The sequence below is a fragment of the Enhygromyxa salina genome, assembly GCF_002994615.1.
GTDB classification, from domain to species: Bacteria; Myxococcota_A; Polyangia; order Nannocystales; family Nannocystaceae; genus Plesiocystis; species Plesiocystis salina_A.
On the sequence record NZ_PVNK01000279.1, the window covers coordinates 15,332 to 41,997 of the forward strand.

General features: G+C 70.0%; 18 protein-coding genes. 9 read left to right on the forward strand and 9 right to left on the reverse strand.

The window, feature by feature from the left end; genetic code table 11:
- Positions 1 to 188: 188 nt before the first annotated feature.
- Positions 189 to 1,604, reverse strand: a complete 1,416-nt coding sequence (hisS, locus tag ENSA5_RS32365) for a histidine--tRNA ligase (RefSeq protein ID WP_106395588.1) — start codon at positions 1,602 to 1,604, stop codon at positions 189 to 191.
- Positions 1,605 to 1,653: 49 nt separating this feature from the next.
- A complete protein-coding gene (locus tag ENSA5_RS32370; RefSeq protein ID WP_146156348.1) occupies positions 1,654 to 3,720 on the reverse strand; it encodes a M20/M25/M40 family metallo-hydrolase in 2,067 nt (688 codons plus the stop codon).
- A 208-nt stretch (positions 3,721 to 3,928) separates the two neighbouring features.
- On the opposite strand from ENSA5_RS32370, the gene ENSA5_RS32375 reads away from it, so the two are divergent.
- Complete coding sequence (locus ENSA5_RS32375; RefSeq protein WP_146156349.1) at positions 3,929 to 6,316, forward strand: UvrD-helicase domain-containing protein; 2,388 nt, start codon at positions 3,929 to 3,931, stop codon at positions 6,314 to 6,316.
- A gap of 22 nt (positions 6,317 to 6,338) precedes the next feature.
- Here the strand turns inward: ENSA5_RS32375 and ENSA5_RS32380 are convergent, their stop codons facing one another.
- A complete protein-coding gene (locus tag ENSA5_RS32380; protein WP_106395591.1) occupies positions 6,339 to 8,888 on the reverse strand; it encodes a chloride channel protein in 2,550 nt (849 codons plus the stop codon).
- Between the two features lie 213 nt (positions 8,889 to 9,101).
- Complete coding sequence (gene speD / locus ENSA5_RS32385; protein WP_106395592.1) at positions 9,102 to 9,899, reverse strand: adenosylmethionine decarboxylase; 798 nt, start codon at positions 9,897 to 9,899, stop codon at positions 9,102 to 9,104.
- A 241-nt stretch (positions 9,900 to 10,140) separates the two neighbouring features.
- Here speD and ENSA5_RS32390 point away from each other — a divergent pair, with 241 nt between their 5' ends.
- Positions 10,141 to 13,116: an HTTM domain-containing protein gene (locus ENSA5_RS32390; protein ID WP_106395593.1), complete on the forward strand. Its 2,976-nt coding sequence runs from the start codon at positions 10,141 to 10,143 to the stop codon at positions 13,114 to 13,116.
- 90 nt (positions 13,117 to 13,206) lie between these two features.
- Here ENSA5_RS32390 and ENSA5_RS32395 read toward each other — a convergent pair whose 3' ends face one another.
- Positions 13,207 to 14,064, reverse strand: coding sequence for a 3'-5' exonuclease (locus ENSA5_RS32395; RefSeq protein WP_106395594.1), 858 nt, complete (start codon positions 14,062 to 14,064; stop codon positions 13,207 to 13,209).
- 250 nt (positions 14,065 to 14,314) lie between these two features.
- On the opposite strand from ENSA5_RS32395, the gene ENSA5_RS32400 reads away from it, so the two are divergent.
- The gene (locus tag ENSA5_RS32400; RefSeq protein ID WP_106395595.1) at positions 14,315 to 15,391 is read left to right on the forward strand and encodes a choice-of-anchor L domain-containing protein; all 1,077 of its coding nucleotides are present in this window, start codon (positions 14,315 to 14,317) and stop codon (positions 15,389 to 15,391) included.
- Between the two features lie 188 nt (positions 15,392 to 15,579).
- Positions 15,580 to 15,852 carry a hypothetical protein gene (locus tag ENSA5_RS32405; RefSeq protein WP_106395596.1) on the forward strand — a complete coding sequence of 91 codons (273 nt, stop codon included), beginning with the start codon at positions 15,580 to 15,582 and terminating at the stop codon, positions 15,850 to 15,852.
- Here the strand turns inward: ENSA5_RS32405 and ENSA5_RS32410 are convergent, their stop codons facing one another.
- Complete coding sequence (locus tag ENSA5_RS32410; protein ID WP_181198382.1) at positions 15,853 to 17,058, reverse strand: penicillin-insensitive murein endopeptidase; 1,206 nt, start codon at positions 17,056 to 17,058, stop codon at positions 15,853 to 15,855.
- Between the two features lie 31 nt (positions 17,059 to 17,089).
- On the opposite strand from ENSA5_RS32410, the gene ENSA5_RS32415 reads away from it, so the two are divergent.
- Together ENSA5_RS32415 and ENSA5_RS38665 are read left to right on the forward strand one after the other, a co-directional pair.
- Complete coding sequence (locus ENSA5_RS32415; RefSeq protein WP_258183092.1) at positions 17,090 to 18,358, forward strand: aspartate kinase; 1,269 nt, start codon at positions 17,090 to 17,092, stop codon at positions 18,356 to 18,358.
- Positions 18,359 to 18,658: 300 nt separating this feature from the next.
- On the forward strand, positions 18,659 to 19,174 hold the full coding sequence (locus tag ENSA5_RS38665) for a hypothetical protein (RefSeq protein ID WP_181198383.1): 516 nt from the start codon (positions 18,659 to 18,661) through the stop codon (positions 19,172 to 19,174).
- A gap of 95 nt (positions 19,175 to 19,269) precedes the next feature.
- On the opposite strand, the gene ENSA5_RS32430 is transcribed toward ENSA5_RS38665, so the two are convergent.
- Positions 19,270 to 20,109 (reverse strand): esterase/lipase family protein, encoded by an 840-nt coding sequence (locus ENSA5_RS32430; RefSeq protein ID WP_181198384.1) that lies wholly within the window; start codon positions 20,107 to 20,109, stop codon positions 19,270 to 19,272.
- 261 nt (positions 20,110 to 20,370) lie between these two features.
- Between ENSA5_RS32430 and hemE the strand changes: the two genes are divergently transcribed.
- Both hemE and ENSA5_RS32440 read left to right on the forward strand, forming a co-directional pair.
- Positions 20,371 to 21,426, forward strand: coding sequence for a uroporphyrinogen decarboxylase (gene hemE, locus ENSA5_RS32435; RefSeq protein ID WP_106395600.1), 1,056 nt, complete (start codon positions 20,371 to 20,373; stop codon positions 21,424 to 21,426).
- 1 nt (position 21,427) lies between these two features.
- Positions 21,428 to 21,979: a peroxiredoxin family protein gene (locus ENSA5_RS32440; RefSeq protein ID WP_106395601.1), complete on the forward strand. Its 552-nt coding sequence runs from the start codon at positions 21,428 to 21,430 to the stop codon at positions 21,977 to 21,979.
- Positions 21,980 to 22,324: 345 nt separating this feature from the next.
- Here the strand turns inward: ENSA5_RS32440 and ENSA5_RS32445 are convergent, their stop codons facing one another.
- Positions 22,325 to 23,113, reverse strand: coding sequence for a class I SAM-dependent methyltransferase (locus ENSA5_RS32445; RefSeq protein ID WP_106395602.1), 789 nt, complete (start codon positions 23,111 to 23,113; stop codon positions 22,325 to 22,327).
- Between the two features lie 109 nt (positions 23,114 to 23,222).
- On the opposite strand from ENSA5_RS32445, the gene ENSA5_RS32450 reads away from it, so the two are divergent.
- Positions 23,223 to 23,972 (forward strand): lytic transglycosylase domain-containing protein, encoded by a 750-nt coding sequence (locus ENSA5_RS32450; protein WP_181198385.1) that lies wholly within the window; start codon positions 23,223 to 23,225, stop codon positions 23,970 to 23,972.
- Here the strand turns inward: ENSA5_RS32450 and ENSA5_RS32455 are convergent.
- Complete coding sequence (locus ENSA5_RS32455) at positions 23,920 to 26,625, reverse strand: TonB family protein (protein WP_258183093.1); 2,706 nt, start codon at positions 26,623 to 26,625, stop codon at positions 23,920 to 23,922. The two genes, ENSA5_RS32450 and ENSA5_RS32455, sit on opposite strands and share 53 nt — an antisense overlap.
- Positions 26,626 to 26,666 lie beyond the last annotated feature (41 nt).

Below are 26,666 nucleotides of genomic sequence, written 5' to 3' on the forward strand. Positions count from 1 at the left end.
GCACCGTGCACTTTGCCACGCACGGTCGCTGCGCGTCCGGTCGCTCGTTCCTCGCTCGGTTGGCTCGTATGTGTTGCGCATGGACTTGCGTGGCCCCCGGAGGGGCTCGTTGTCCTGTGAACGGGGGCTGGCGTGGACGAGTGTAGCAAGCAACTCAGGCGCGCTTGTCAGGCTGGAGTTGCTGGGGCTCAGGTGGTCGGAGGATCTTGGGCGAGAGCGTCGAGTCGCGCCGGGTCGAGCTCGGCGAGGGGGATCTTTTGTTGGCGGCCCGAGCTGAGGTGCTTGACCGTGAGCGCCCCCGCGGCGAGCTCGGCGTCGCCGAGGATCCCGGCGAAGGCCGCCTTGACGCCCTCGGCGTCGGCGTACGAGAGCTGCTTGCCGAGCTTGGCCTGCTCGGGGAAGACCTCGACCTTCAGACCGCGCGCGCGCAGCTGCGTGGCCACGCGCACGACCTCGGGCTGGGCCACGCCGAGCCAGCACAGCATCAGATCCGGGCCGGCGCTCAGGGCCGGGAACATCTCGCGCTCGGCCATCACGACCAGGATCCGCTCGAGCCCGAGGGAGAACCCGACAGCGGGCACCTGCTTCTTGCCGAACATGCCGACGAGGTCGTCGTAGCGACCGCCGCCGCCGAGCGAGCCCGCGAGGTCCGGGACGGTGATCTCGAAGATCGGCCCGGTGTAGTAGCCGAGGCCGCGGGCGAGATCCGGGCGGACCTCGAGGTGCTGGCCGGCGGGGTTGTGGGCGCACAGCGAGAGCAGCTCCTGCAGCTCGTCGACGGCCCGCTGACCGCGCTCGTCGACCTGAGCCCGGAGCGTGGCGAGCAGCTGCGCCCCGTCGCTGGCGCGCTCACCTGCGCGCTCACCCGCGCTCGTGGGCGCGATGATCGCGAGCAGCGCCCGCCCGGCGGCGCTCGCAATGCCGCGCTGCTCGAGCTCGGCGAGGACCCCGTCCTCACCGATCTTGTCGAGCTTGTCGACGGCGACCAGCGCCGTGCCCTCGAGCGCCTCGTCGATCCCGGCCGCGCGGATCACCGCGCGCAGCAGCTCGCGGTGGTTGACGCGGATCGCGAACTGCTCGAAGCCGAGCTGCTCGAGCACGGTCGCGACCGCCGAGCAGACCTCGGCGTCGGCGAGCAGCGAGCGGGTGCCCGTGATGTCGACGTCGCACTGGTAGAACTCGCGAAAGCGGCCCTTGCCGGGGCGATCGGCCCGCCACACCGGCTGGATCTGGTAGCGCTTGAAGAAGCGCGGCAGCTCGCCGTACTGCGCGACGACGCGGGCGAGCGGCACGGTCAGATCGTAGCGCAGGCCCTGGTCGGCGAGCTCGGCCTCGAGCGCGGGCCGCCCCGCGGCGTGGGCCCGGTCGAGCGGGCGCTGGAGCGCCTCGCGCCGATGAAGCAGGCGGTAGAGCAGCTGGTCGCCCTCGTCGCCGTACTTGCCCAGCAAGGTCGAGAGGTTCTCGATCGAGGGGGTCTCGAGCGGGACGAAGCCGTGGGCCTCGTAGACGCGCTGGACGAGCTCGATCACGTGGCGCCGACGCAGCACCTCCGTCGGTAGGAAGTCCCGCATCCCGCTCGGTGGCTTGGTGCTCGGCTTGCTCACGAGGGCCCGAGCATAGCCGGGACGACCTCGAGGTCAATCCGCGAGCGCGTCAGGGCGCGGCGGCGATCGGGTTGCCGTCTTCGTCGACCCTCACGCCCTGCTCATCGACGCGCATGATCACGGTGCTCGGATCGCTGCCCGGGAGGCCGCGACCGATGCCGTCGCCGTGGGCGGGCTCGGTCCACGCGATCGCGCGGCCGCTGGCGAGCTCCCAGACCACGTCGCTGACGAGCTGCCCGACCTTGGCGAGGCCCTCGACGTTGATCTCGTCGATCTCGTCCCCCGCGCGGTGGTAGTCGCCGTGGATCCCGGTGAAGAAGAACAGCACCGGGATCTGGCGGTGGAACCACCACGCGTGATCGCTGCGCGTGGTCGTGCTGCCCTCGTAGAGGATCTTCATGCCGTGGTTGCCGAGCTCGTCGAGCAGCGGCAGCCAGTCGGCGCTGCTGCCGAGCCCGCCGATCGCTAGCCCGCTCGGGCCGAGGCGCCCGACCATGTCGAGGTTGACCATCGCGACCACGCGGCTCTGGTCGAAGGGCGAGTCTCCGATCAGCGCCTGCGAGCCGAGCAGGCCGAGCTCTTCGCCGGAGAAGTGGGCGAACACGATCGTGCGCTCGGGCGTGACCCCGGCGTCCTCGTAGGCCCGGGCGAGGTCGAGCAGCATCGCGGTGCCCGAGGCGTTGTCGTCGGCGCCGTTGCAGATCGCGTCGCGCTCGTCGCGACGGACGATCGCCCGGCAGTTGCCGGTCTCGTCGTTGCCGATGTGATCGAAGTGGGCCCCGAGCATGATGATCTCGTCGGTCTTGCCGGGCAGCTGCGCGAGCACGTTGGGGACCTCGACCCGCTCGCTGATCAGCTCGGTCTCGAGCTCCGCGCTGACACCCAGCGCCTGCGAGCGCGGCTGATAGTCGGCGTCGATCGCCGCCTGGAGCTTGGACAGACGCTGGCCGCCGATCGAGAACAGCTTGTCGGCCTGCTTCCAGCTCAGCTGGACCACGGGGATCGCGACCGACTCGGGGATCACCCGGCCGTGGCCGCCGCGCCTGCCCTCGTCGAGGACGCCGGGCAGGGCGTCGGCGTCGCGGGCCTCACGGCCGACGAAGCTGCGCGGGCCCTGGACGAAGATGACCCCCGCGGCCCCGGCCTCGGCCAGGCGCGCGGCCTTCTTGGCCATGCTGAACTCGCGCAGATCGAACTGCGGGCGGGCCTTGGTCCGCGAGATGAACTCGCTCGCGAGGGCCATGATGTCGAGCCTCGCCTTGGGGTCCTCGACCTTCCAGTAGGCGTCACTGAGGTCCTTGGTCTCGGCGAAGGGCTCGACGAGCGCGAGCAGATCCTCGCGGGCCTTTCGGTGGAGTCGCTGGAGCTTGGCCCTGGCGTCAGCCTCACGCAGCGGCGCGGCGGCCCGCTCGAAGGTCTCGGCCAGGTCCTGCATGGCCCCGAACAGCGCCGCGAGATCCGGCGTGTTGGGGGCGTGGGTCAGGGCCAGGACGATCTTCCCGTCGAGGTCGACGCCCGCGAGATCGTCGTAGCTGTCGATCGCCGGGTCCGAGTCCTGGGCGCCCTCGGGCCGGGTCCAGCTGACGCCGTAGCCGACGAACACGACCTCGCCCTTGGCGGTCCCCGACGCGCCCTCGGCCCGCGGCGTGAAGCGCTCGGCGGCGACCTCGACCGGCTCGCCGCGGCGCTCGACGATCAGCGTCTGGCTGGCGCCGGCCTCGACCTTGGTGCGCAGCTCGTAGCCGACGCGGAGGCCAGCGGCGCCGCTGACCGGCTCGAGCCCGAGCGCCTCGTAGCGCCCGGCGATCCAGCTCGCGACCTCCTCGATCTGCGGGTCGAAGGTGAAGCGGCCCTGGCGTTCGTCGCTCGCCAGCCACTCGATCGACGCCATCATCGCCTCGGCGTCGACCGCCGGTCGCGCCGGCAGCTCAATCGTGACCTCGCTCCCAGCTTGGCCCTCGTCGGGCGTGATCGTCGGCTGGCCCGGCCGACACGCGAGCAGGCCGAGGCCGAGCATCAAGGCCAGGGCTGGTTTGGTCGTCTCCGGACTCGGGCCTGCGGCCCGACACCCTCGCTGCGCTCGGGCCCGAAGGTTCTGGGAGACCATCTTGGGCATGAAGCGTGCAATAGCGCGTGGAGCGTAAAAGGGGAATCCGCGTCCTGTGCGCCTGGCGCCGCGTCTGACGCCCGCGGCCGCGTCTGCGTCCGAAAACCTGCGCAGCTGAAATTCTGCGGCGCCGGGCCGCGAGGGGTGTCAAGCGCTCCGGGTTTTGCTAACCACGGCGATCGTGTCCAAACAGGCCACAATCCCGACTGATGCGGTGGTGAGCGAGGCTCCCCCGTCACCGCCCTCGCCGCCCCTCGCCGGGCCTGATCAGGCGATCGTCGATGAGGAGCTCGGGATCCTCGAGCGGGTCAGCGCCCGGATCCAGCGCCAGCTCGAGACCGAGGTCCACCAGTTCGAGGATCTCGACAGCCAGATGATCGAGCTGCGCGATGAGATCGCCTCCGCCAAGGAGGAGGACCTCCCCTCGCTGATGGATCAGATGCACCAGCTCGCGGCGCTCAACGCCAAGCGCGGCTCGGGTCGCGACCTGCCCGTCGATCCCAACAACCCCTACTTCGGCCACCTGCGCCTGCGCGAGGCCCGGGCCGGCAAGCAGCGCGACGTGCTGATCGGCAAGCGGACGATGCTCGACAGCGGCGACGGCCTCGCGATCGTCGACTGGCGCAACGCCCCGGTCTCGCGCCTGTACTACCGCTACGACGAGACCGACGAATACGACGAGGAGTTCGACGACCGCACGATCGAGGGCACGGTCCTGGTCCGCCGCAGCGTCGTCGTGTCGAGCGCGCAGCTGCGCCGGATCGACGCGCCCCAGGGCAGCTGGGTCCGGACCCGGTCGGGCGACTGGAGGGCGCTCGGTCACGAGGCTCGCCCGACCCTCGCGGGCGGCACCGGGGCCGCGGTCCGGATCCCCCGCGGGCACCTCGGCGTTCAGACCGAGGATCTCGGCCGGGCCGACAAGCGCCTCCAAGAGATCACGGCGCTGATCGACAAGGAGCAGTTCGACCTGATCACCAAGCCCGAGTCGGGCGTCGTCCTGATCCAAGGCGGCGCGGGCTCGGGCAAGACCACCGTCGCGCTCCATCGCGTGGCCTACCTCGCGTTCCAGGACCACCGCCGCTTCGCGCCCGGGCGCATGCTGATCGTGGTCTTCAACGAGGCGCTCGTCGAGTACATCCGCCACGTTTTGCCCTCGCTCGGGGTCGAGGGCGTGACCGTCACGACCTACCGACGCTGGAGCGCGGCGATGCTCAAGCGCCTGCGCCTCGACATCCCGGCGAGGCGGTCCGAGTCGACGCCCGAGGCCGTCGTGCGCTTCAAGAAGCACCCGGTCGTGATCGCAATGATCGACGAGCTCGTCGCCGAGGATCTGCGCAACGTCGAGACCTCGCTGGTCGAGCGCCTCGGCGACCGGCCCGGCGCCGCCGAGGTGATCGCCCACTGGCGCAGCCTCGCCAAGCTGCCGCCGAGCATCCGCGCTCGGCGGGCGCTGCGTTGGCTGGTCGAGGACGAGGGCCGCGCCATCCCGGCCAAGACCCGCGCGGCCGCCGAGACCAGCTTGCGAGCGTTCCGCGAGGAGGTCGACGACGTGCTCGCCGACTGGGTCGAGCTCCTGGGTGAGCCGGCTCGGATCCGCGCGGGCGTCCAACGCCACGCCCCCGACGCCTTCAGCGACAACGAGCTGACGACGATCACGCGCTGGTGCGGCAAGCAGGCCGCGGCGGTCAGCGAGTGGCGCGAGTCCCAAGACGAGGATCTGCGCGACCACAACGACGACGACGGGCCCAAGCCCAAGCGCAGCAGCCCGCCGCGCCTCGACAGCGAAGACGACGCCGTGCTCATGCGCCTGATCCAGGCCAAGCGCGGCGGCCTGTTCATCAAGGGCAAGCGCTTCGAGTACGAGCACATCGTGATCGACGAGGCCCAGGATCTGTGTCCGCTCGAGGTCCGCGTGCTGCTCGACACCGCCTCGGCCGGACGCAGCGTGACGATCGCCGGCGACAAGGCCCAGAAGATGATCTTCGACAACGGCTTCGTCGACTGGCCGCAGCTGCTCGACGACGCCGGGCTGCCCCACGTAGCGATCCAGCCGCTCAAGATCACCTACCGCTCGACCCGCCAGGTCATGGCCCTCGCCCAGCACGTGCTCGGCCACCTCCACGACCCCGACGACGACCTCATCGCCCGCGACGGCGCGCCGGTCAGCTACTTCGGGTTCTCGGACATGGGCGAGGCGGTCGCCTTCCTCGGCGAGGCCCTGCGCAACCTGATGCAGCGCGAGCCGACCGCCTCGGTCGCCCTGATCACCCGCTACCCCCAGCAGGCCGAGGCCTACTACGAGGCCCTGCGCATCGCCGAGGTCCCGCGCCTGCGCCTGGTCGCGCGCCAGGACTTCACCTTCTTGTCAGGCATCGACGTGACCGACGTCCGCCAGGTCAAGGGGCTCGAATTCGACTACGTCGTCGTGCTCGATCCGACCCGGCAAAACTACCCCGCCCGCGACGAGGCCCGGCACCTGCTCCACATCGCGACCACGCGCACGGCCTATCAGCTGTGGATGGTCTGCTCCGGCGAGCCGAGCAAGCTCGTGCCGCAAAAGCTGATCGACGAGTCCGCCAACGCCGAAGTCGTCAAGAGTGTTTAGGACCAGCCGCTCTTAGACCCCCTCACTCGACCCAGCGGGCGGCGAGGAGGCTGTCGCGGCTGCCCGCGAGCGCGAGCACGTCGCCTTCACGCAGCGGCCGCCTCGGATCCAGGGTCTGGAGCTGGTCGTCGCGGCGCCACTCGAGCACCTGCACGTTCACCCGCCCGCGCAGGTCGAGCTCGCTCAAGGTCTGCCCGGCCCAGCTCCGGCCCACGACCACGCGCTCGAGGGTCACGCCGCTGCCGAGGTTGACCTCGTGATCGAGGCCGCTGCCGCCGTGGACCTGGAGCTCGGCGCGCTGCTCGAGCACGTGCTCGCTGTAGTGGGCCATGAGCACGGTCCGCTCGATCAACCCGAGCAGGCGGCGATCGGCGTCGACGACCGGGAGCACGTCGCGACCCGAGCGCGCGAACGCCAGCATCGCGCCCGCGAGGGTGTCGCCGGGCACGAGCAGGGTCGGGCGCTCGGCGGTCGTGAGCTCGCCGGCGGTCGCCTCGGGGCTGATCTCCCCGCGCAGGACCCGGGCCGCGAGCGCGCGGCTGTCGATGACCCCGGCCACGCGCTCGTGCTCGTCGAGCAGGTACAGGGTCGGCGTGTCCTCGACGAGGGCCGCGCGCTGGAGCTCCTCGAAGCTCGAGCTCAGGCGCAGCATGTGATCGGGCAAGACCATGAGGTCCCCGACCTGGCCGCGGTACATGACGCCGATGTCGTCACCGGCGTCGAGCACCCGCGAGCTGCCGCGGCGGCGCAAGCTCAGATCGAAGAGGGTGTCCTTCTCGACCCGCCCGGCCACGAAGGCCGACAAGATGCAGGCGAACATCAAGGGCAGGATCAGGCCGTAGTCGCCAGTCAGCTCGAAGATCATGACGATCGGCGTGAGCGGAGCGCGGAGCGTGGCGCCGAGGTACGCGCCCATGCCGACGAGCGCGTAGGCGGCCGGCTGGCTCACGCCCTCGCCGAGGACGACGCTGGCGAGGGCGTGGACGACGGTCCCGACGCAGGCGCCGATCACGAGCGAGGGCATGAACACGCCGCCCATCCCGCCCGAGCCGATCGTGACCGCGGTCGCGACGATCTTGAGGACCACGAGCGCGAGCGCGATCTGCCAGACGAGCTCGCTGTTGAGCGCGTCGAACACGATCCCGCGACCGGGGCCGAGCAGCTGCGAGAACAACAGCGCCCCGAGCAGGCCGACGCCGAGGCCGCCGAGCGCGGGCTTGGCCCAGACGGGCAGCCGCTTCATGCCCTCGAAGAGATCGCTGGAGAAGATGATCACCCGGCTCATCGCCGGGCTCAGGAGCCCCGCGATCACGGCCAGGGCGAGGAAGAAGATCATCTCGAGCAGCAGCCGGTCCCCGGCCACGTCGCCCGGGGCGATCAGCTCGGACCGGGCCCCGAAGATCGCGTACGAGGTGAAGGTCCCCGCGACCGCGGCCACGATCAGCGGGGTGAACACCGACATCGTCCCGACGTTGCCGCCGACGCTGCGCTTGAACACGACCTCGACCGTGAAGATGACCCCAGCGAGCGGGGCGTTGAAGGCCGAGGCCAGGCCCGCGGCGCAGCCAGCCCCGATCATCGTGGTCTGCCTGCGCATCCGCAGACCGAAGAAGCGCCCGACGACCGAGCCGACCGTGGCCCCGATCGCGACGGTCGGACCCTCGTGCCCGACCGAGCCCCCCGAGGCGATCGTGAGCCCGGTCCCGACCCCGAGCATCGCGCCCGAGCTGCCCTTGAGCCGGCCCTGCTGGCCGACGGTCTCGATCACCGCCGGGATGCCCTCGGCGATGTCGCCGAACCACCGCCGCGCGACGACCCGCAGACCGCCGACCATCAGGCCGCCGAGCGCCGGGGCCAGGACCACGTAGATCCAGCCGAAGCTGGGAAAGGCCTTCCCGACGGCCGGGAACAGCTCGAGGGCGCGGGCGATCCACAGCAGCAGCAGCCCGGCGGTCGCCCCGCTGGCCACCCCGACGAGCGTGGCCATCAGCAGCAGGTAGACGTGATCGTCGCCGACGGTCTCGGCGATCCGCTGACCGACGCGCAGGCCGAGCTCCTCCCACAGTCGGACGATTCGCCCCGGGGCCGACAGCGGCTTGTAAAACCCGGTCTTGCTCGTGTCCCAGACCCCCGTGTGCACGCCCGTCGGCGGCCCGGCGCCCGAGCCCGCCGAGTCGCGCGCAGCGGCGCCGACCGAGGAGAAGGTCCCCGTCTTCTGGACCGGCGGCCTCGGCTCGCGCCTCTCGGGCCGGGCCGAGCCCGCCGCCTTCGCCGCCACGCTCACGTAGCTGTCGGTCTCGACCTGCGGGTAGGCGCCCGTGTCCTGGCGCATCTCGACCCCGGCCAGAGACGGGTGGACCCCGGCGGCCTGACGCTTGCGCCGCGGGCCCGACTCGGACGGCGGCTCCGCACTCGAGGTCGCCGCCGGGATCTCGTAGGTCCCCGAGGCCGCGGGGCTCTCGCTGCTCGTGATCGGCTGGCGCGGGCTCTCCTCGAGCTCGATGTCCAGCTCGAGGCTGGGCTCGAAGGGGAGGTCATCGACCGCTTCGTCCGGAAGCGGCGGGAAGCTCATCGGCTGGGTGTCGTGACGGGCCGCAGGGTCCGGCGCGAGCGCCTCCTCCCCCTCCAGCTCATCCCCCCGAGGCTCCCCACTGTCGTCGTCAACAGCCAAGGCTCGTCCGTCAGCGTTGAAGCTACCACGACCCCATGTGCAACATCAGCCCGCCCGAGACCGGCCGCTTGCGGCCGTGCGTAGCAGAGTCGCTGACGCCTGTGGGGGTCTAAGCTAATTCGGCAAGTTGTTGAAGATGCCGGCCATCTCGCGCTTGATCAGACCCAGCAGCTCGCGACTCTCGGGCGCGAAGGGGTCGATGCCCGGGGCAAAGTACTCCTTGGGGTCGAGGTCGGTCCGCATCATCTTGGTCTGCCAGATGTTCTGGCTCGGGAGCGCGAGGTCCTCGCATTCGTAGTCGGCGAGCACGCCCGGGTCGATGAAGTCCTGGATCGACCGCACGCTGTGATCCATGTACACGCGGTTGCCCTGGGTGTCCCGGGTGAACCCGCGGACCACGTAGTCGATGATCACGACGTCGTTCTCGAAGCTCTCGAACATGTAGTCCAGGGCCCGCAGCGGCACGATCGTGCCGCAGGTCGCGATGTCGATGTCGACGCGGAATGAGCAGATCCCGCGGGGATCCAGGACATCCGGGTAGGTGTGGGCGCACAGGTGACTCTTGGTCAGGTGCGCCCCGACGCTGGCCGCGATCTTGCCTGCGCCCTCGCCATCCGCCTCGCGCTCGACGACCTGCCCGTGGCCGAGGTCGCTCATCAACACCAGCGAGCTCGCGCCGTAGGGATCGTAGTCCTGGGCTGAGACGCTGAGGACCTCGGCGTCGATGATCTGCGCGATCTTGGCGAGGATCTTGGTGATCCGCGGGCCGCTGAAGTTGTCGTGGAGGTACTTTACGTAGCTGTCCCGCTCTGCCTCGGTCCGGGCGACGACGAAGTCGTAGAGGTTGAAGCTGACGACCTTGGTCAGGTTGTTGAACCCCTCGAGGCGGATCGGCTCGCGCGACAACGGCATCGCCCCGCATTCTCGGTAGGCGGGGAATTTTTGCAAGCGCCCGGGCCTCGCCTGACCGCGGGACTCAACGCATGGACCCACCGCGGAGAGTCCGGGCACCGCGCGATCGCAAAAATTCGAGCGTTGGGTCACACGACGTAAAGCGAAGCGCGTGCGGCTCGCCGGGTTGGCGCCGGCAATTCTCGCGCGCTGGTCGGAGCGTCGCTACCGGCGGCCGCCCGCCGTGCGATGATCCGCGCCGATGCAGCCCCCGTTGCTCGCGCTCGCAGACGAACTCCCCAACTACGACGCCATCGCCCTGTCGCCCGGTGTCGGATGGCTGCTGTTGGCGGCCGTGACCTGCCTGGCGATGTTCTTCATCGCCCACCGCGACGCGTGGCGGAAGCTGTGGCTGCGGACCGAGGACCCGCGCCCGATCGCCGCCGTGCGCATCGTGTTCGGGTTCTGTGCGCTGTGCAATGTCAACGGTCTGTGGGAGCTGTTCGAGTACCTGTTCATGGACGAGGGCCTGTTCACGACGGACCTCGCCCAGCACTACCGCGCCCGCTCGCAGTTCGCGGGCTTCGGCGACGGCACGGCCGAGACCGAGCCCTGGGGCTTTTTCACCTGGGGCGCGTTCGTCGAGTGGCTCAAGGGCTCGAACTACTCGCCGCTGCTGTTCAACAGCTCGCCGACCTTCTTCTGGACCTACCTGGTGTTCTTCGAGATCGCCATGGTCATGTTCATCGTCGGGTTCCAGACCAAGTGGATCAAGTGGGTCGCGTGGTTCCTCTACATGGGGATCATCCTGCGCAACACCTTGTTCTGGGAGGCGACCGAGAACGTCTATCGGGTGTTCTTCTTCTACCTGCTGATGTCGCGCTGCGGCGAGGGCTGGAGCGTGGACAACTGGCTGCGCTGCCGCCGACTCCGCAAGCAGGGCCGGCTGTCGACGCCCGGCGGACCCGGCGGCGGCGCCGGGGCGATCGTCGAGACCGAGGCCGAGCCCGAGGCCCAAACCAAAACCAAAACCAAAAAATTCCTCGAGCCGATCTACCGGGCGATCCCGGCCTGGCCGCGGGTGTTCGTGATCCTCAACGTCGCGGTGATCTACTGCGCGACCGGCACGCTCAAGAACGGCCCGGTCTGGAACCGGGGCGACGCGTTCTACTACGCCTTCAACCTCGATCACTTCTACCGCCTGCCGCCGCAGCAGCTGTCGTCCTACTTCGGAACCACGCTGTTTCGGCTCAACACCTGGGTCGTGCACTGGTGGGAGGCCCTGTTCCCGCTGCTCGTGTTCGGGCTGATCTTGCGCTGGCATCGGCGCGAGAAGATCCCGCGCCTCGACGGCTGGCGGCTGTGGACGGCGCGGATCGGGCTCGGCGGGTTCGTCGCGTGGTTCTACGGGATCATCCTCTACAGCTACCCGGTCCACTACCGCGCGCCAGCCCAGGGGGTGCGCCTGTTCGGCAAGGTCTACCTCGGCGACGAGGCGATCCCGGTGATCCAGACGATCGTCGGGGTCGCGGTGCCGATCCTCGCGGCGCTGGTCGTGTTCGGCTACCGCAAGCTCCGCGACCGCCAGGACATCCCGCGCGCGGACCGGGGCGCGCTGCCCTGGCTCGACCTCGACTGGGTCTGTCGCTGGCTGTTTGGCCGCCGCGTGTGGCTGATGCTCGGGATGATCTTTCACGGCCACCTGATCCTGACCATGAACGTCGGGTGGTTCTCGCCCGGGCTGCTCGCGCTCTACCCCGCGTTCCTCAACGGCGACGAGCTCGCGCTCCTGAGCACCAAGACCGGTCAGTTCCTCAACAAGAAGCTCAAGCTGCCGATGCCCGCGCACGTCCGCGCGGGTGAGCCGGTGCCCTCGGCCGACCCCACGCTCCGGCCCGAGCTGCTCCCCGACGGACCCAAGCGCCGCTGGGCCGGGTACCGCGACGGCTACCAGCAGCCCTGGGCCGTGCTCTTCACCGGCCTCGGCCTCGCGCTGATCGGCGTCATTCGGCGGTTCCAGACCGACGAGGACATGTGGGTGCGCCTGGCCAAGCTGACAAAGAACGCGGCCAAGTTCGACCTGCCGCCCGGGCTCACCGACCAAGCGACCCTGATCCAGGCCAACTGGTTCGTGCTCATGATCGCCGTGATGGCGCTGATCGTCATCACCCGGCGCGTGCGCGGGCTCGACTTCAACCCGTGGTTCTCACCGGTGATCTTGCTGACCGCGTGGCTCGGCAGCGTGCTCGCCGAGCGCGAGTTCCTCGGGATGATCTGGGTCGTGCTCGCGGTCGGCGTGCTCAGCTTCGGGGCCTGCCGGGTCAAGGCCGAGGCGCCCAAGCCGACGCCGACGCGCGACCCCGAGACCGGCCGCCCGACGCGGCCGTGGGCCTACGGACCGGTCGGGCGCACGCTGGTCACGCTGGTCAGCGTCTATCACATCAGCGCCGTGGCCTCGACGCAGTTCCCCGACAAGGACTCGTGGTCAACCTTCCACAGCGACGTCGACAACACCTTCAAGCACTGGCTGCGCAACACCCAGACCACCCAGGGCTGGGGCATGTTCGCGCCCAACCCCCCGCGCAGCAACGTGTTCTTGCGCGTGACCGTGACCAACACCGAGGGCGAGATCTACGACCTCAACACCGACGTCTACGCCTGCTTCATGCCCGACGCGAGCGAGGCGACCTGCGACGCCGTCTACCCGATCCCGTGGATCTCGTACACGCGCCAGCGCAAGATCAACCGCCGGATCGCGGGCAGCGAGGGCGGCCACGGCTCGTGGTACCAAAAGTGGCACGCGCGCTGGGTCTGTCGCCAGTGGGAGCTCGAGCACGGCGAGCTGCCGCGCAGGGTCGAGCTCTACAAGGTCACCTACCCGATCCCCTCGCCCAAGGAAGTGTTCCTCAACCCCTACGACGCCAAGGCCCAATACAACGCCAAGGGCAGCCACAAGAAGGTCCACACGACCGAGTGCAAGGGCGCCGTCTCGGGTCAGCTCAGCAACGAGATGCGTCGTCGTCACGGGCTCCCGGAGATCGACGAGGACAAGATCCGCACGTGGAACAAGCAACGCTGCCGCAAGTGGGAGGAGAAGCTGATCGAGGAGGCGCGCGAGCGCGGTGAGGAGGTCGACGTGCTCGACCCCCGCTTCGACGTGTGCCCGGCGGTGCCCAAGGAGGTCCGCAAGGCCAAGTTCGCCCGCGGCGACGACGAGCTCATGCTCGACGAGGACTGAGAGCGACACAGAGCGACCGCCCGCGCAGCGGCCCTGCCTGGCCGAGCGCAGGGCGGCTGCGGGGAGGCTGCGGGGAGGTGGAGTACTCCGCTAGCCCTTGCGGCGGATCTTGCCCTGGAGGGCCTCGACGACCACGTCGTGGGCCTCGCCCTCGAGCGTGCCCTGGAGCAGCCGACGCAGGTAGGCGCGGTGCTCGGGGTCGCCCGCGGCCCAGCGCAGCGGCTTGCCCTTGAGCTTGCCAAAGTTGAAAGCCGGCTCGCCGTCCTTCCACATGAAGCGGCGGGCGTCGTCGACGTAGGCGGCGTTGACGGCGGTGCTGAGCTCGTCGAGATCGCGGACCCCCGTCGGTAGATCGTCGTAGCGCGCGAGCTGGCCGGCGAAGACCTTGAGGCTGGCGATCGTGTCGGCCTCGGCACCGTGGGCGCCCTCGAGCTCCTCGCCGCAGTAGAAGCCGACGGCGGCCGCGAGGTTGCGCGGCTCTCGGCTGTGAAAGATGACCTGCGAGTCGACCAGGCGCGGGGCCGAGAGGTCGAGCTCGACCTCGGTCCGCCCGAACTCGGCCTTGAGCAGGCGGATGTCGAGGCGCCCGATCGCAAAGCCCGCCAGGTCCGCGCCCCGGAGCAGCTCGGCCAGCTCACCCGCGAGCTCAGCGAAGCTCGGACAACCCTCGAGATCCTCGTTGTAGATCCCGTGGATCTCGCTCGCCTCTTGCGGAATCCGCTGCTTGGGATCGATCCTCCAGGTCCGCGGCGCCTCGATCGCCACGGGGTCCGAGGACACGCGCAGCAGCGAGATCTCGATGATCCGATCGCGCATGGCGTCGGTCCCGGTCGCCTCGATGTCGAGGAACACGATCGGGCGGTCGAGGCTCTGGACAAACTCGAAAAAGCGAGGGCCGAGATCCTTGATCTGGGGGACTCGGGTGGCGGTGGCGGTCTCTTCGCTCATGCGGGCGCGGTTATATACCCGCGCCCGCGTGACCCGGCAGCCGGCCGAGCACAGCGCCGGAGGTAGCTGCGCCCCTCCAGAAGCCGTAGCGGATGTAAGCTCGAAGACTGCAAATTGCGCTATGAATTAGCCTTTATTTGAGAACCAAGCACATCGTTTGTTTTGTGCCCACCCGATCGCTGGTACGTTTGCGCTCATGCTACTGGGTTCCTGTCGATCGGTTGGTGCGCGGTTCACGGCGGTTGCGGCGTTGAGCTTGCTGGCGCTCGGATGTGGCAAAGACTCGGGCGCCGACGCCAGCTCGGGCGCCGACGGCATCAGCAGCGGCATCGGCGGTGACGGCGACAGCGACAGCGAGGGCGGCGACAGCGACCCGGACACCGGCTCGCCCAAGCTCGACATGGACAGCGAGGACACCGACATGCTGCCCTGCGGCGAGGGCGAGCTGTGCGAGTGCGACATCCCGCCTCACACCCCCTGCGATGGGCCCGCCAACACGCCCGTCGTCCAGGCGCTCGGGCTCAACTGCCCGGGCGATCCCACCGTCACCTTCGCAACCACCGGGGCCGCGGCCGGCATCGGCACGCGCAGCTCGTTCGGCAACCTCGGCGCGTTCCCCCCGCAAGAGGGCAGCCAGTACGTGGTCATCGGCTCGGGTGCCGTCGCGGAGCTCGACGACAATTCGGGCCTCGGGGCCTGCAACTCCGACCTCGGCGCCTACGATCCGGGCTCGCTCCCGGCCCCGCTCGTCGGGGCCGACGTCGGCGCCCAGACCTGCGCCGAGAACCCCGCCCTCGTCGGCATGGGCGACTGCTCGAACACGATCGAGGCCCAGCTCGCGGGCTCCGTCAATGACTACACCGAGCTGCGCATCACCGCGACGGTCCCCGACTTCGTCAACTCGTTCAGCTACAACCTCGCGTACTTCAGCTACGAGTACCCCGAGTACTACCAGTCGGTATTCAACGACATGTACATCGGCTGGCTCGAGTCCGAGGTCTGGACCGGCAACGTGTCCTTCGACGAGTTCGGCGCCCCGATCTCGCTCAACGCGGGCTTCCTCGACTACCGCGACGCCAACTCGGACAACGATCCGGACTGCCAAGGGGGCTGCTCCGCGCCCGAGCTCCACGGGACCTGCATGGAGGGCCACGCGGGCACCAAGTGGCTGACGACGACCGCGGGCGTCAAGCCGGGCGAGACGATCACCCTCGTGCTCGCGATCTTCGACATGAGCGACTCGGTCCTCGACAGCTACGCGTTCATCGACAACTTCCAGTGGGGCTGCGACGGCGACCAGCCGCCCTCGACCACCCCGATCGAGTGAGCGCGTACAGCGTGCTAGCAGCCCGGGGTGCAATGCCTCGCGCCGCCTCGCTTGGCCTCTTCGCCGAGGGCTTTGTCGCCAAAACTTGCAGTACGCCCGGTACAGCGGCGTTTTGGCTTCGCGCCCTCGGCGAAGATTCCGGCGCGAGGCGACACGATGCATTGCACCCCGGGCTGCTAGCGTCGGGCATGTCGAAGCCTGGCGCCCTCGCCCTCGCCCTCGTGGTTGCAGCGCTGCTCGGCGGCTGCAAGGACGACTACGCGACCAAGATGTGTCTGTCCGAGGAGGGCACGCCCCAGGACTGCGGGATCGCGTGCACGATCAGCCAGTCCGAGGACGCGTGCAAGAAGTGGGAGAAGCTGACGATCGAGCTGTGCGACGAGCACGGCAAAGAGGCGTGCCAGGAGATCTGCGAGGCCGACAAGAACGACTACGCCTGCACCAAAGCCAAGTCGATGTAGTCACAAGTCCGCGCACTCGGGCTCGGCCGGGCCGCAGGGGAAGCGCACGTGGATGTGGCCCTCGTGCCCGGGCGAGTGCCGGATCAGCCCGAGGCTGGCCTTCGACCCCCGCGGGTATTGGATCATCGCGTCGAGCTGCTCCTCGCTCGCGCCCGCGGCCTTGGCCGCCTTGTAGAGCCGCCGCTGGCTGCCGTAGTCCAAGAAGATCACCTGGACGATCGCCGCGCTCGCGAACGCGCTGACCAGCGTCCAGGTCGTGGCCCAGTCGACCCGGCGCATGCTCGGCTTGAGGCCCTGGGGCACCTCGGCGCGCAGCGGCAAGCGGATGTCGAGGTCGCGCCCGGTCTGGTGCGAGATGTGGCCGCCGATCTTCCCGCCGCGCTGGCGGCTCATGGTCCCGACCTTGATCGGGTGGGGGTAGTCGCTGGTCGCGGCGAAGCAGTCGAGCGCGGCCACGGTCTGGCGCACGGCCCAGGTCGTGCCGTAGGCCGACTTGGGGTAGCTCAGCCGGTAGCGCTCGCCCGGCGGGATCTGGACCCCGGCGACGAGCGCCCCCGCTCGCGGGACGCCGACGCCGTGGGCCCCCGGCCGGACCAGCGCCGCGCGATCGGAGGTCGGCTGATCGTTGACGATCGCGTTGAACACGATCGGGTCGATCCAGATCTGCACGCGCTCCCCGAGCTCGAGCGAGCGCCCGAGCTCGCGCACGTTCCAGGCTCGCAAGCGGCGATAGTCGACGCCGTAGCGCCGCGCGATCGTGCCCCAGCTGTCGCCCTCGATGACCTCGTGCTCGACGAGCTGACGCGGGGGCGGGTAGCGTCGCGCGTGGATCCGCAGGGCCTTGGGCCGCCACGGGTGCGGCTGCGCGTCGGCGGCCATGTCGTTCCACTCGCGGATGCTGTGGGCGCGGACGTCGTAGCGCAGCGCGAGCTCCTCGATCGTCTCGCGCGGGAGGGTCGGGTGCCGGATCCACGTGGGCAGCGGGCCGGGCTCGTGGGCGGGCATGCGCCAGCTGGGAGCGAAGGCCACGACCTCGTCGACCGCGGGCTCGAGCGCCTCGTCGAGGACCGAGATCTCGCGCATCTCGAGCGCCTGGGCCCGCCCGAGCTCGACGCTGTGCGCGGGCGGGAGGCGCTCGACCGGCGCCGCCGCGACCGCCTCGCACGCGCTCAACAAGGCGCTCAGGCACAGCAGCTCGACCCGCACAGCCCAAGAGTACCCGTGATATGACCGCGCCGTGAGCGAGCGCGAGCAGCCCGTGGTCATGAAGTTCGGCGGCAGCAGCGTGGCCGACTTCGAGCGCCTGCGCAGGGTCGCCGAGATCATTGCGACGCGAGCACGCGAGCGTCCGACGGTCGTGGTCGTGTCGGCGATGGGCAAGACCACGGACCGCCTGGTCCGCGAGGCCCGCTCGCTGTGCGAGCCCCCCGCCCCGCGCGAGCTCGACATGCTGCTGACGACCGGCGAGCGCACGAGCATGGCGCTGCTGGCCCTGACGCTGTGTGGCCGGGGGATCTCGGCGATCAGCCTGACGGGCTCGCAGTGCGGGGTGATCACGGATCATCAGCACGGGCGCGCGCGGATCGTCGAGGTCCGCCCCTTTCGGATCCTCGACGAGCTCGCCGCCGGCCACGTCGTCGTGGTCGGTGGGTTTCAGGGCGTGTCCTACAAGCGCGAGGTCACGACCCTCGGGCGCGGAGGCTCGGACACCAGCGCGGTCGCGCTCGCGGCCGCGCTCGGGGCCGACTGCGAGATCTACAGCGACGTCGACGGCGTCTACGACGGCGATCCGCGCAAGCTCGGCGGCGCCGCGCGGATCGACGAGATCGGCTACGAGCAGATGGCCGCGCTGTCGCGCGCGGGCGCCCAGGTCCTCCACGCGCGCGCGGTCGAGCTCGCGGCCGAGCGCGGTATTGCGATCTACGCCCGCGCGAGCTTCCCGGTCGACGGCAAGCGCGGCCAGACCGTGATCCGCAACAACCCCGCCGCGCCGACGGGGGTCCGGGCCGTGACCTGTGATCGCGCCGTGATCGAGGTCCGGCTGCGGCTCGCCCGGCCGGTCGGCGGCGAGGAGACAGTCGCGGTCATCGCGGAGCTCGGGCGGGCGCTCGGCGGGCTCGGGCTCGCCTACCTGCAGATCGACGAGCGCGGCATCACCGGGCTGCTCTCGGCCAGCTTGCGCGACGACCTCGAGAGCTTCGAGGCCGAGCTCGGGCGGCTGATCTCGCGCCTCGCCCACAGGTCGCCGCCCGTGACCGTGGACGCCCTCGAGTATCGGGGTGATCTGGCCGTCTTGACCCTCGTCGGCGCCGGCCTCGAGGAGCGCCGCGACACGAGCGAGCGCGCGCTCTCGGTCCTCGCCGAGGCCGGGGTTCGGCTCCGCGGCATGCGAACAGATGGTCAGTCCCTCGCGCTGCTGATCGCCCAAGACGAGGCCGAGCTGGCGACCGCGCGCATGCACCGGGCCATGCTCGAGCGCAGCGAGCCGCCCCGCGGGTCGGTCTGATGAGCCCGACCTCCGCAACTCCAGGGCATCGTCGCGATCGCCCCTGACATGGATGTCGCAGTCGAGGTCCCGCGACCTCACCTCGTCAACTCACTTCGTCGAGATCCTTGGGGATTTGGTCCTTGGCACCGTGACTGCTATGTGTGCCAGCCGTTCGCGGTCCTGTCTCCGCGATGCTCTCCCCGGTCTCCGCGAACAGTTCGAACGCTGACGACCTCATGAATCGACCGACGAGGCAATCGTCGGTCGCTAGCCCCCGGCCACTGTCGTGGCCCCCGACAAAACCCTACTGGAGACGACATGTTCAAGAACCTTTCCTTCCTCGCACTCGCCGGCACGATGACCCTCGCCGCTTCCATGACGACTGGCTGCATCCTGAGCGTCGGCGACGACACCTTGAGCACCGGCGACGGCGACGGCGACGGCGACGGCGACACCACCGGTGACGGCGACGACACCACTGGCGACGGCGACGACACCACTGGTGACGGCGACGGCGACCCCGGCGACGGCGACGGCGACCCCGGCGACGGCGACGGCGACGACACCACTGGTGACGGCGACGGCGACGGCGACGGCGACACCGGTGCCCTGTGCGGCTGGGTCTCGGACGTGGATCCGGTCGGCTACTACTGCGGCGGCGAGGGTGAAGACCCCGACGGCGTCAACCCCATCGGATGCCCCGAGGGTCTGGTCGATGGCGATCCCTGCCCCGAGGGTCTGACCGGCGCCGGCTGCTGCGACGCCGATGGCAACAACTGGTACTGCGGCACGGTGGACGACACCGACATCACTGTCCTGGAACTCTGCGGCTGAGCCAGCGACCCTGGTCCCTGCGACAACTAAAGAGCGCGAGCCTGGCTGGGCTCGCGCTCTTTCTCGTTGCGCCGTCTGCTCGGCGGCTTGCGGGGCTACTCGGCCGCGCTGTGTGCGAGCTCGTCGGGCCCGACGACGTGCAGGTGCGCGGGGACCGGCTCGAACGCGTACTCGATCTCGTCGAGCTCATCGGGCTCGTCCGGGTCCGTTTCGGCCTCGAAGAACTCGCAGCACGCCCGATAGGGCGCCCCGGCGACGACCAACGAGGCGTGACCGCCCGGGAGCATGATGTAGTCGCGCGCCGCGACCCCGTCGATCGGGCCCGGCGGCGGACACAGGACATCGGACGCGGCGTGGATCTGGCGCAGGCGCACGTTCTCGGGGACCGGCGCGGCGAGCAGATCTTCGAGGAAGGCCGAGCCCGGCAGCACCTGCCAGACCGAGGGGCTCACGACGCCGACCGCCGCGACACCGGCGAGACCCATCCAGGTCCCGCTCAGGGGCGAGCCCATCATCACGAGGTTGCGGACGTAGCGGTGGCCCTGGAGGAATTTGATCGAGTGGAGCCCGATCAGCCCGCCCATGCTGTATCCAATCAGATCCACGCGCTCGACCCCGAGCTTCTCGCACAGGGTCCGCAGGTGGTTGGTCAGATCTTCGGCCGAGCGCCGGATCGAGCCGAGGTTGAAGGTGCCGTAGGCGTAGCTGAACACCACCCGGCCGTCACGCTGGAAGCGACGGGTCAGCGGCAACATGGTTCCGCGGGTGCCGAGGAAGCCGTGGACCAACACGACCGGCGGCAGCTCGGGCCGCGTCCACGACATGTCCGTGCTGACCTTGTTGCCACGGACGAGGTGGCGGCTGTACTCGATCACGTGGGTCGCGATCTTGACCGCTCCACGGACGTGGTTCTCGAGCCGCTCCGGGACACTCATTCGTACGTAAGTGTACCCCATGACATCCTGACAGTAGCCATTTTGGTCCCAATTCAGACCCCCGGCGGGACCCGCGAACGCGCCTGCACGGCGCCGTGGGAGCAAATTTTACCTGTACAGGTGATCTGCGCCCGATTCGTGATGGTCACATTTCCCATTTGCGATAGCCATGATCGGACAAACCGCGATACGCGCATTTGGTCGATCGTTGCCGCCGCCGCCGACCCGCCCACCTTCGGCAGACTATAGTCCGGCCGACTCATGCCGATCCACAACACCAGCTTCCTCGACGCATGCCGCGGCCAGCGGCCGGCGCGAACGCCCGTGTGGCTGATGCGACAGGCCGGGCGTTACCTGCCCGAGTACCGCGCGATCCGCAAGAAGGTCTCGTTCCTCGAGCTGTGTCGGACGCCCGAGCTCGCCGCCGAGGTCACGGTTCAGCCGGTCGACCGGCTCGGGGTCGACGCCGCGATCCTGTTCAGCGACATCCTGGTCGTGTTCGACGCCATGGGCGTGGCGGTCGAATTCAACCCGGGGCCGCAGCTGCCCTCACCCGTGCGCACAAACGCCGACATCGAGGCCCTGCGCTGGGGGGATCCGGGCGAGGACGTCGGCTACGTGATGAACGCGGTCCGAGCGTGCAAGTCGGCGCTCGCCGATCGCGTGCCGCTGATCGGTTTTTGCGGGGCGCCGTTCACGACCGTCAGCTACCTGATCGAGGGCGGCGGCAGCCGAGATTTTCTCGAGGTCAAGAAGCTGATGTTCTGCGAGCCGGTGATGTTCGGCCAGCTGATGGCGAACATGAGCGAGCTGCTCGCCCGCTACCTGATCGGGCAGATCGACGCCGGGGTCGACGCCGTGCAGATCTTCGACAGCTGGGCCGGCGCCGTCGGCCCCCGCGACTACGAGACCCACGTGCTGCCCCACACGATCGCGCTCGTCGAGGCCGTCCGCGCCCACACCCCCGCGGGCCGCGATCCGGTCCCGGTCATCTTGTTCGCGCGCGGCAACGCCAACACCCTCGCGCTCACGGCCCGGGCGCCAGCCGACGTGATCGGCATCGACTGGAGCATCGAGCTCGACGCCGCGATCGAGGTTGTCGGCCACGATCGCGTGGTCCAGGGCAACCTCGATCCGGGCGTGCTGCTCGGTCCGCCCGAGCTGATCCAGTCCCGGGTCCGGGCCACGCTCGCCGACGCCCGCGCGGCCAAGGCCCACGTGTTCAACCTCGGCCACGGGATCTCCCGCTTCACCGACCCCGAGCACGCCAAGCTCATGGTCGACACGGTCCACGCCGGGCTGAGCGAGGGGGCCTGAGGTGCGGCTGCGCTCGAGCGTCTCGCCCCTGTGCCTGGTGCTGCTCACCGGCTGTCCAACAACTCCCACGACCACGCCGCCGCCGTCCGACGACGGCGCGATCGAGGAGCCGAGCACCCCGATCATCCCAGCCGAGCCCGCCAACCACACCGAGGGTGACGAGCTCGAGGCCACGATCCCGGTCATCGGCGGCGACTCGATCGAGCTGTCGAGCCTCCGCGGGCGCCCGGTCTTGCTCGAGATCTCGGCCAGCTGGGAGCCGGGCTTCGCCGAGGCCCACGCGCTCTACGCCGAGCTGCTCGCCGAGCACGGCGAGCTCGCGGTCATCGTCGTCGTCGCCGATCCCGAAGACGCGGGCCTGAGCGGGCTGCCGCCGGAGTTCACCCTCGCCTGGGATCCGGCCGGGGCGCTCGCGGCCAAGTTCTCCGTCGCGACCTTCCCGACGATGTTCGTGATCGACCGCGGCGGCCGGATCTCCGCGGTCGTCAACGGCTGGGACGCCGGGGTCCACGACGCGCTGCGCGAGTCGGTCGCCAGGGCCTCAAGCTCCTGACCGGCGCAGGCACTAGACCTCAATCAAGCGCTGAATTGAACAAGCTGAATAATTTAGGGCTAGCAGCCCGGGGTGCAATGCATCGTGTCGCCTCGCGCCGGAATTTTCGCCGAAGGCGCGAAGCCAAAACGCCGCTGTACCGGGCGTACTGCAAGTTTTGGCGACAAAGCCCTCGGCGAAGAGGCCAAGCGAGGCGGCGCGAGGCATTGCACCCCGGGCTGCTAGTACGAGCCGAAAGGCGAGCGTTTGGGGGGAGCGGAGGGGGCTTCGCCGCCGCAGCGAGCGGCCGTGCGTGGCGACGTCGCTGACCCCTGCGGGGGTCTCGGGGAGCTCCCGACTCGGGGTCTAAGATGCGCCTGCGGGGGCGACGGAAAACTCGAGCACGTACTGGTGCTCGAGCAGCTCGAGGTCCTCGCGCGCGAGCGTGTATCCGGCGGCCTCCATGCTCGCGCGGATGTCCGCGGGGCTCATGCGCATGGCCGCAGGCGGGCCGGGGGCGTCCTCGGCCGCGTCCTTGCGAAAGTCGACGATGATCACCCGCGCGCCCGGGCGCAGGCTCGCGGCGACCGCCTCGAAGTAGACTTGGGGCTCGGCGAGGTGGTGGAACACGTTGCACATGAACACGACGTCGACGGGCTCGGGCAGCTTGGGGTCCTCGGCCTCGCCCTGGACCGCCACGAGGTTGGCGAGGCCCTCGTCCTTGGCCCGCGTCGTCAGCCACTCGACCATCCCCGGCTCGATGTCGACGGCGAACACCTGGCCGTCGGGAGCGGCGGCGGCGAAGCGGACGGAGAAGTAGCCCGTGCCCGCGCCGAGGTCGGCGATCTTGGCGTCGGGCGGGAGCTCGAGGCTCGCGACGAGCGCGTCGGGGCGCTGCCACGCCGTGCGCTCGGCTGACTCGAAGTGCTCCATCCAGTCCTTGGGATCGTCGAAGCGATGACCCTTGTAGCCGTGGCCGTTGTCCCCGTCCGGGTGAGCGCCGCCGTCGGGGTCGTGACCGTGACCGTGACCGTGACCGTGACCGTGATCGTGTTGGTGTTCGGGCTCGTGGGTCACGTCGTGATCCTGGTTGCGCTTGGTGCAGCCGAGGCACAAGACCAGCGCGGCCGTGAGCGTGAGGCGTGAGGTGGGCATGGCTCGCGCAGGATAACCGCGGGTATTTGTCGTCGGGAGGCTCACCGCGATGTCCGGCGCCCGGCGCTCGGTTGACAGGGCCGCGAGGGTCGACGAACGATCCCCGCTCGTGTCGTTCGCGCGCAGACCACGGTGGTGGCCGCCCCCGACCTGGATCGCGCCAGGGCTGGTCCTGCTCGGTCTGGCGGTGGCCTGCGCCACCGGATCGCGCGCAAACGACACCTCGGCGCCGAGCCCAGCGAGCTCGAGCGCGCCCAAGCTCACGCCGACGCCCGCGCCCACGCCCACGCCGCTCGCGGAGGTCGACGTCGACGCCGCGGCGGCCGAGGCGAGCGCGCCCACGCCGGAGCCCGAGCCGCTGCCCTTCGACGACGAGCAGCTCGCGCGGATCATGGCGGTCCAGAGCATCGTCGCCGCCGCCGCCGCCGAGCACGAGGTCGACCCGGCCCTGATCAACGCGCTGATCTGGGTCGAGAGCAAGTTCCAGCGCCGCGCCCGGGGGCCGGCGGGCGCCCAGGGCCTGATGCAGCTGATGCCCAAGACCGCGGGCGCGATGGCCAAGCGCCTCGGTCGCAAGCGCAACTCCTACGACCCCGACTTCAACATCCACGCGGGCACGCTGCTGCTCTCGCGCCTGCTCGACCGCTTCGAGGGCGACGTCGGCCTCGCGCTCGCGGGCTACAACCGCGGCGGCGGGACCGTGTCCAAGTGGGTCGCGACCGGAGCTCCGCTGCCCGAGGGCGTGCAGGGCTTCATCGCGCGCGTGCTCGAGGCCCACGCGTGGTTCGAGCGCATGCCACCCGCGCCTACCACTCGAACTTCAGCCCGACCGAGGGCAGGATCGGCAAGCCCGCGATGATCCGCTTGTCGGTGAAGTTGTAGGCGTAGAGCAGGCCCTCGACGTTGCGCCGGTTGTAGATGTTCTGGATGTCGACGTAGGCCGTGAGCCCGACGTAGCGCCAGGTCCAGCGCTTGTCGACGCGGACGTCGAGCTGGTGGAAGGCCGGCTGCCGGGCCGCGTTGCGCGGGCCCTGAAGCGAGAAGAAGCCGTTGTCCGAGGCGTCGTAGACGCCGTTGTAGACCGGGGTGTAGGGGTTGCCGCTGACGAGGCGATAGCGGCCGCCGATGCTCCACCCGCGCGGGAGCTTGTAGACCGCGACCGCCGTGAGGATGTGGGGCTGATCGAAGTCGAAGCGCGCGAGGCCCTCGCCGTCGTCGAGGTCATAGAACGCGCGGCTGAAGGTGTAGCTGACCCAGCCGAACAGGTTCTTGCTCAGGTTCTTGCGCACGAGCAGCTCGACGCCGCCGACGTGGCCGAAGCCGGCGTTGTCGAAGCGCTCGGGCACGATGACCTGGCCGCTGCTGGAGTTGAGCACGAGCGCTTCGGTCGGGACCGCGAGCGAGTACACGTACTTGTAAAACAGCGTGGCCTCGACGAAGAGGTCGAGGCTCTCGAACATGTGCGCGACCCCGAGGCTGTTGTGGACCGACTTCTCGAGCGCGATGTTGGGGTTGCCCCAGACCTCGTTGAACTCGAAGATGTCGGGGTACTGCGAGTAGAGCCCGACGCCGCCCTTGAGCGTGGTGTCGTCTCCGACCTTCCACGCGAAGCGCACGCGCGGGTCGAGACCCGCGCGCTCGAGCACGACGCCGTTGTAGGTGAAGCGCAGGCCCGGGTAGATCGCGAAGCGCTCGCTCGCGGCGACGGTCCCGGTCGCGTAGAGGGCGACGCTCGCAAAGGCCCCGCCGAGCTCGGCGGCGGTGTACACCCCGGTGCCCCCGGCCCCGAGCGCCGGGAACCCGGGCGCGCGGGCCTCGAGCTCGTAGGCGCCCGCGCGGACCTCGGTCCCGAGCCGGAGCGCGGCCCGCTTGCTGATCCGGTAGCCGAGCTCGCCGCGGAAGCTGAGCTGATCTTGGGTGACCCGAAACGAGAAGATGTCGCCGCCGACGCCCGAGAGCAGGTCGTGGCGAAACGAGGGGGTCAAGAGCACGGTCCAGCGCCCATGCTGGGCCTCCCAGACCAGGTCGGCCCGGTGAAAGGAGATCTGGGTCTCGAACCCGTCGTTTGGGTCGGGGTCGGTGTCGTTGATGTCGGGGTTGACGACGGCGAGCTGGTCGTCGGACCCGAACACCCGGACGCTGAGATCCCCGTCGCCGAGGGGGTAGTCGAACAGGGCCTGGTAGTCCCAGTAGCGCGGCGCGACGTTGAAGTCGATGCCGGCGTCTTTCGGGATGACCGCGAGCAAGATCGCGTCGACGTAGCTGCGCCGGGCCGAGACCGCGAAGCTGCCCTTGCCGACCGGACCCTCGACGAGCGCCCCGGCGTCGAACAGGTCGGCGTCGATGTAGCCGTGGTGACCGTCGCGGCGACCCCGGCGGGGCTGGACGTTGATGATGCCGCCGATCGCGTTGCCGAAGCGGCTGTCGAAGTTGCCGGGGATGAAGTCGATCTGCGCGAGGATGTCGGAGTTGAACACCGAGGTGATCGCGCCAAAGTGAAACAGCTGCGGGATCTCGTGGTAGCCGAGGTAGGTCTTGGTGTCGCTCGGGGCCGAGCCGCGGACCACGAGCAAGCCGGCGCCGAAGGGCGGCCGGGCGACGCCAGGGAAATTCTGCAGGCTCTTGAGCGCGTCGCCCTGGGTGCCCGGGAGCAGGTTGATCTCCTCGGGGGTGATCGTCCGGCGCGTGACCTCGGGCATCTCCTGCTCGGTCGAGACCACGGTTCGGTAGGGGTTGCTCTCGAGCCGCCGCTCGAAGTACTTGAGCTCGAGGATCGACTCGGGCGCGAGCGCTTCGACGTAGTCGAGGCGCTCGTAGCCGGGGGAGAGCACGACCACCCGCACGCGGCCCGGAGGCACTCCGCGCAGCTCGAAGCGACCCTCGGCGTCGGTCCGGGCCTCGACCTGCCACGCGGGCTCCTCGGGCGCCTCGTAGCGGCGGCCCTTGACCTCGCCGAGCGGCCAGCCCTCGGGGGCCGGGACCGCGAGGACCGAGGCCCCGCGGATCGGCGTGCGCTGACCGGCCTCGCGCACGCGGCCGCGCATCGCCACGGGCAGCTCGGCGGGCTCGAGCTCGGCCTCGCCCGCGCCCGCGCCCGCGCCCTCACCCGCGCCCTCGCCCGCGCCCTCGCCCTCGCCCCCACCCTCGCCCCCGCCCGCGGGCTCGGGCGCCGTCGGCGGCCCGAGCTCGATCCCAACCGAGAGCACGACCTCGACGGCCTCGCCCTGGTAGGTCGCGGGCTCGAACTCGACGGCCGCGACGGCGTCGAGCGCGATCTGATCGAGGACCGGATCGACCGACTGCAGGACCTCGAGCTCCTTGGTCTGGCCGTCGACGCCGACGACGTACTGCACGACCACGGTCCCGGCCGGGGGATCCTCGCGCTCGAGCAGCGACTCGGGGTAACGGACCGAGATCGTCGACTTGGGCGTGGGCGGGGCCAGCTCCTCGGCCGGACCGGCGCTGGCCTCCGGAGGTGCGGCATCGACCGGCCGGGGGAGGCTCACGAACACGACGGCGAGCACGAGAGCCGCGGCACGTGCCAGGCCCCCCG

Bases quoted from the DNA above. Each gene is read 5' to 3' on its own strand.
- ENSA5_RS32370 (WP_146156348.1), bottom strand. From the start codon at position 3,720: ATGCCCAAGATGGTCTCCCAGAACCTTCGGGCCCGAGCGCAGCGAGGG.
- ENSA5_RS32380 (WP_106395591.1), bottom strand. From the start codon at position 8,888: ATGAGCTTCCCGCCGCTTCCGGACGAAGCGGTCGATGACCTCCCCTTC.
- speD (WP_106395592.1), bottom strand. From the start codon at position 9,899: ATGCCGTTGTCGCGCGAGCCGATCCGCCTCGAGGGGTTCAACAACCTG.
- ENSA5_RS32390 (WP_106395593.1), top strand. From the start codon at position 10,141: ATGCAGCCCCCGTTGCTCGCGCTCGCAGACGAACTCCCCAACTACGAC.
- ENSA5_RS32395 (WP_106395594.1), bottom strand. From the start codon at position 14,064: ATGAGCGAAGAGACCGCCACCGCCACCCGAGTCCCCCAGATCAAGGAT.
- ENSA5_RS32405 (WP_106395596.1), top strand. From the start codon at position 15,580: ATGTCGAAGCCTGGCGCCCTCGCCCTCGCCCTCGTGGTTGCAGCGCTG.
- ENSA5_RS38665 (WP_181198383.1), top strand. From the start codon at position 18,659: ATGTTCAAGAACCTTTCCTTCCTCGCACTCGCCGGCACGATGACCCTC.
- ENSA5_RS32430 (WP_181198384.1), bottom strand. From the start codon at position 20,109: ATGAGTGTCCCGGAGCGGCTCGAGAACCACGTCCGTGGAGCGGTCAAG.
- hemE (WP_106395600.1), top strand. From the start codon at position 20,371: ATGCCGATCCACAACACCAGCTTCCTCGACGCATGCCGCGGCCAGCGG.
- ENSA5_RS32445 (WP_106395602.1), bottom strand. From the start codon at position 23,113: ATGCCCACCTCACGCCTCACGCTCACGGCCGCGCTGGTCTTGTGCCTC.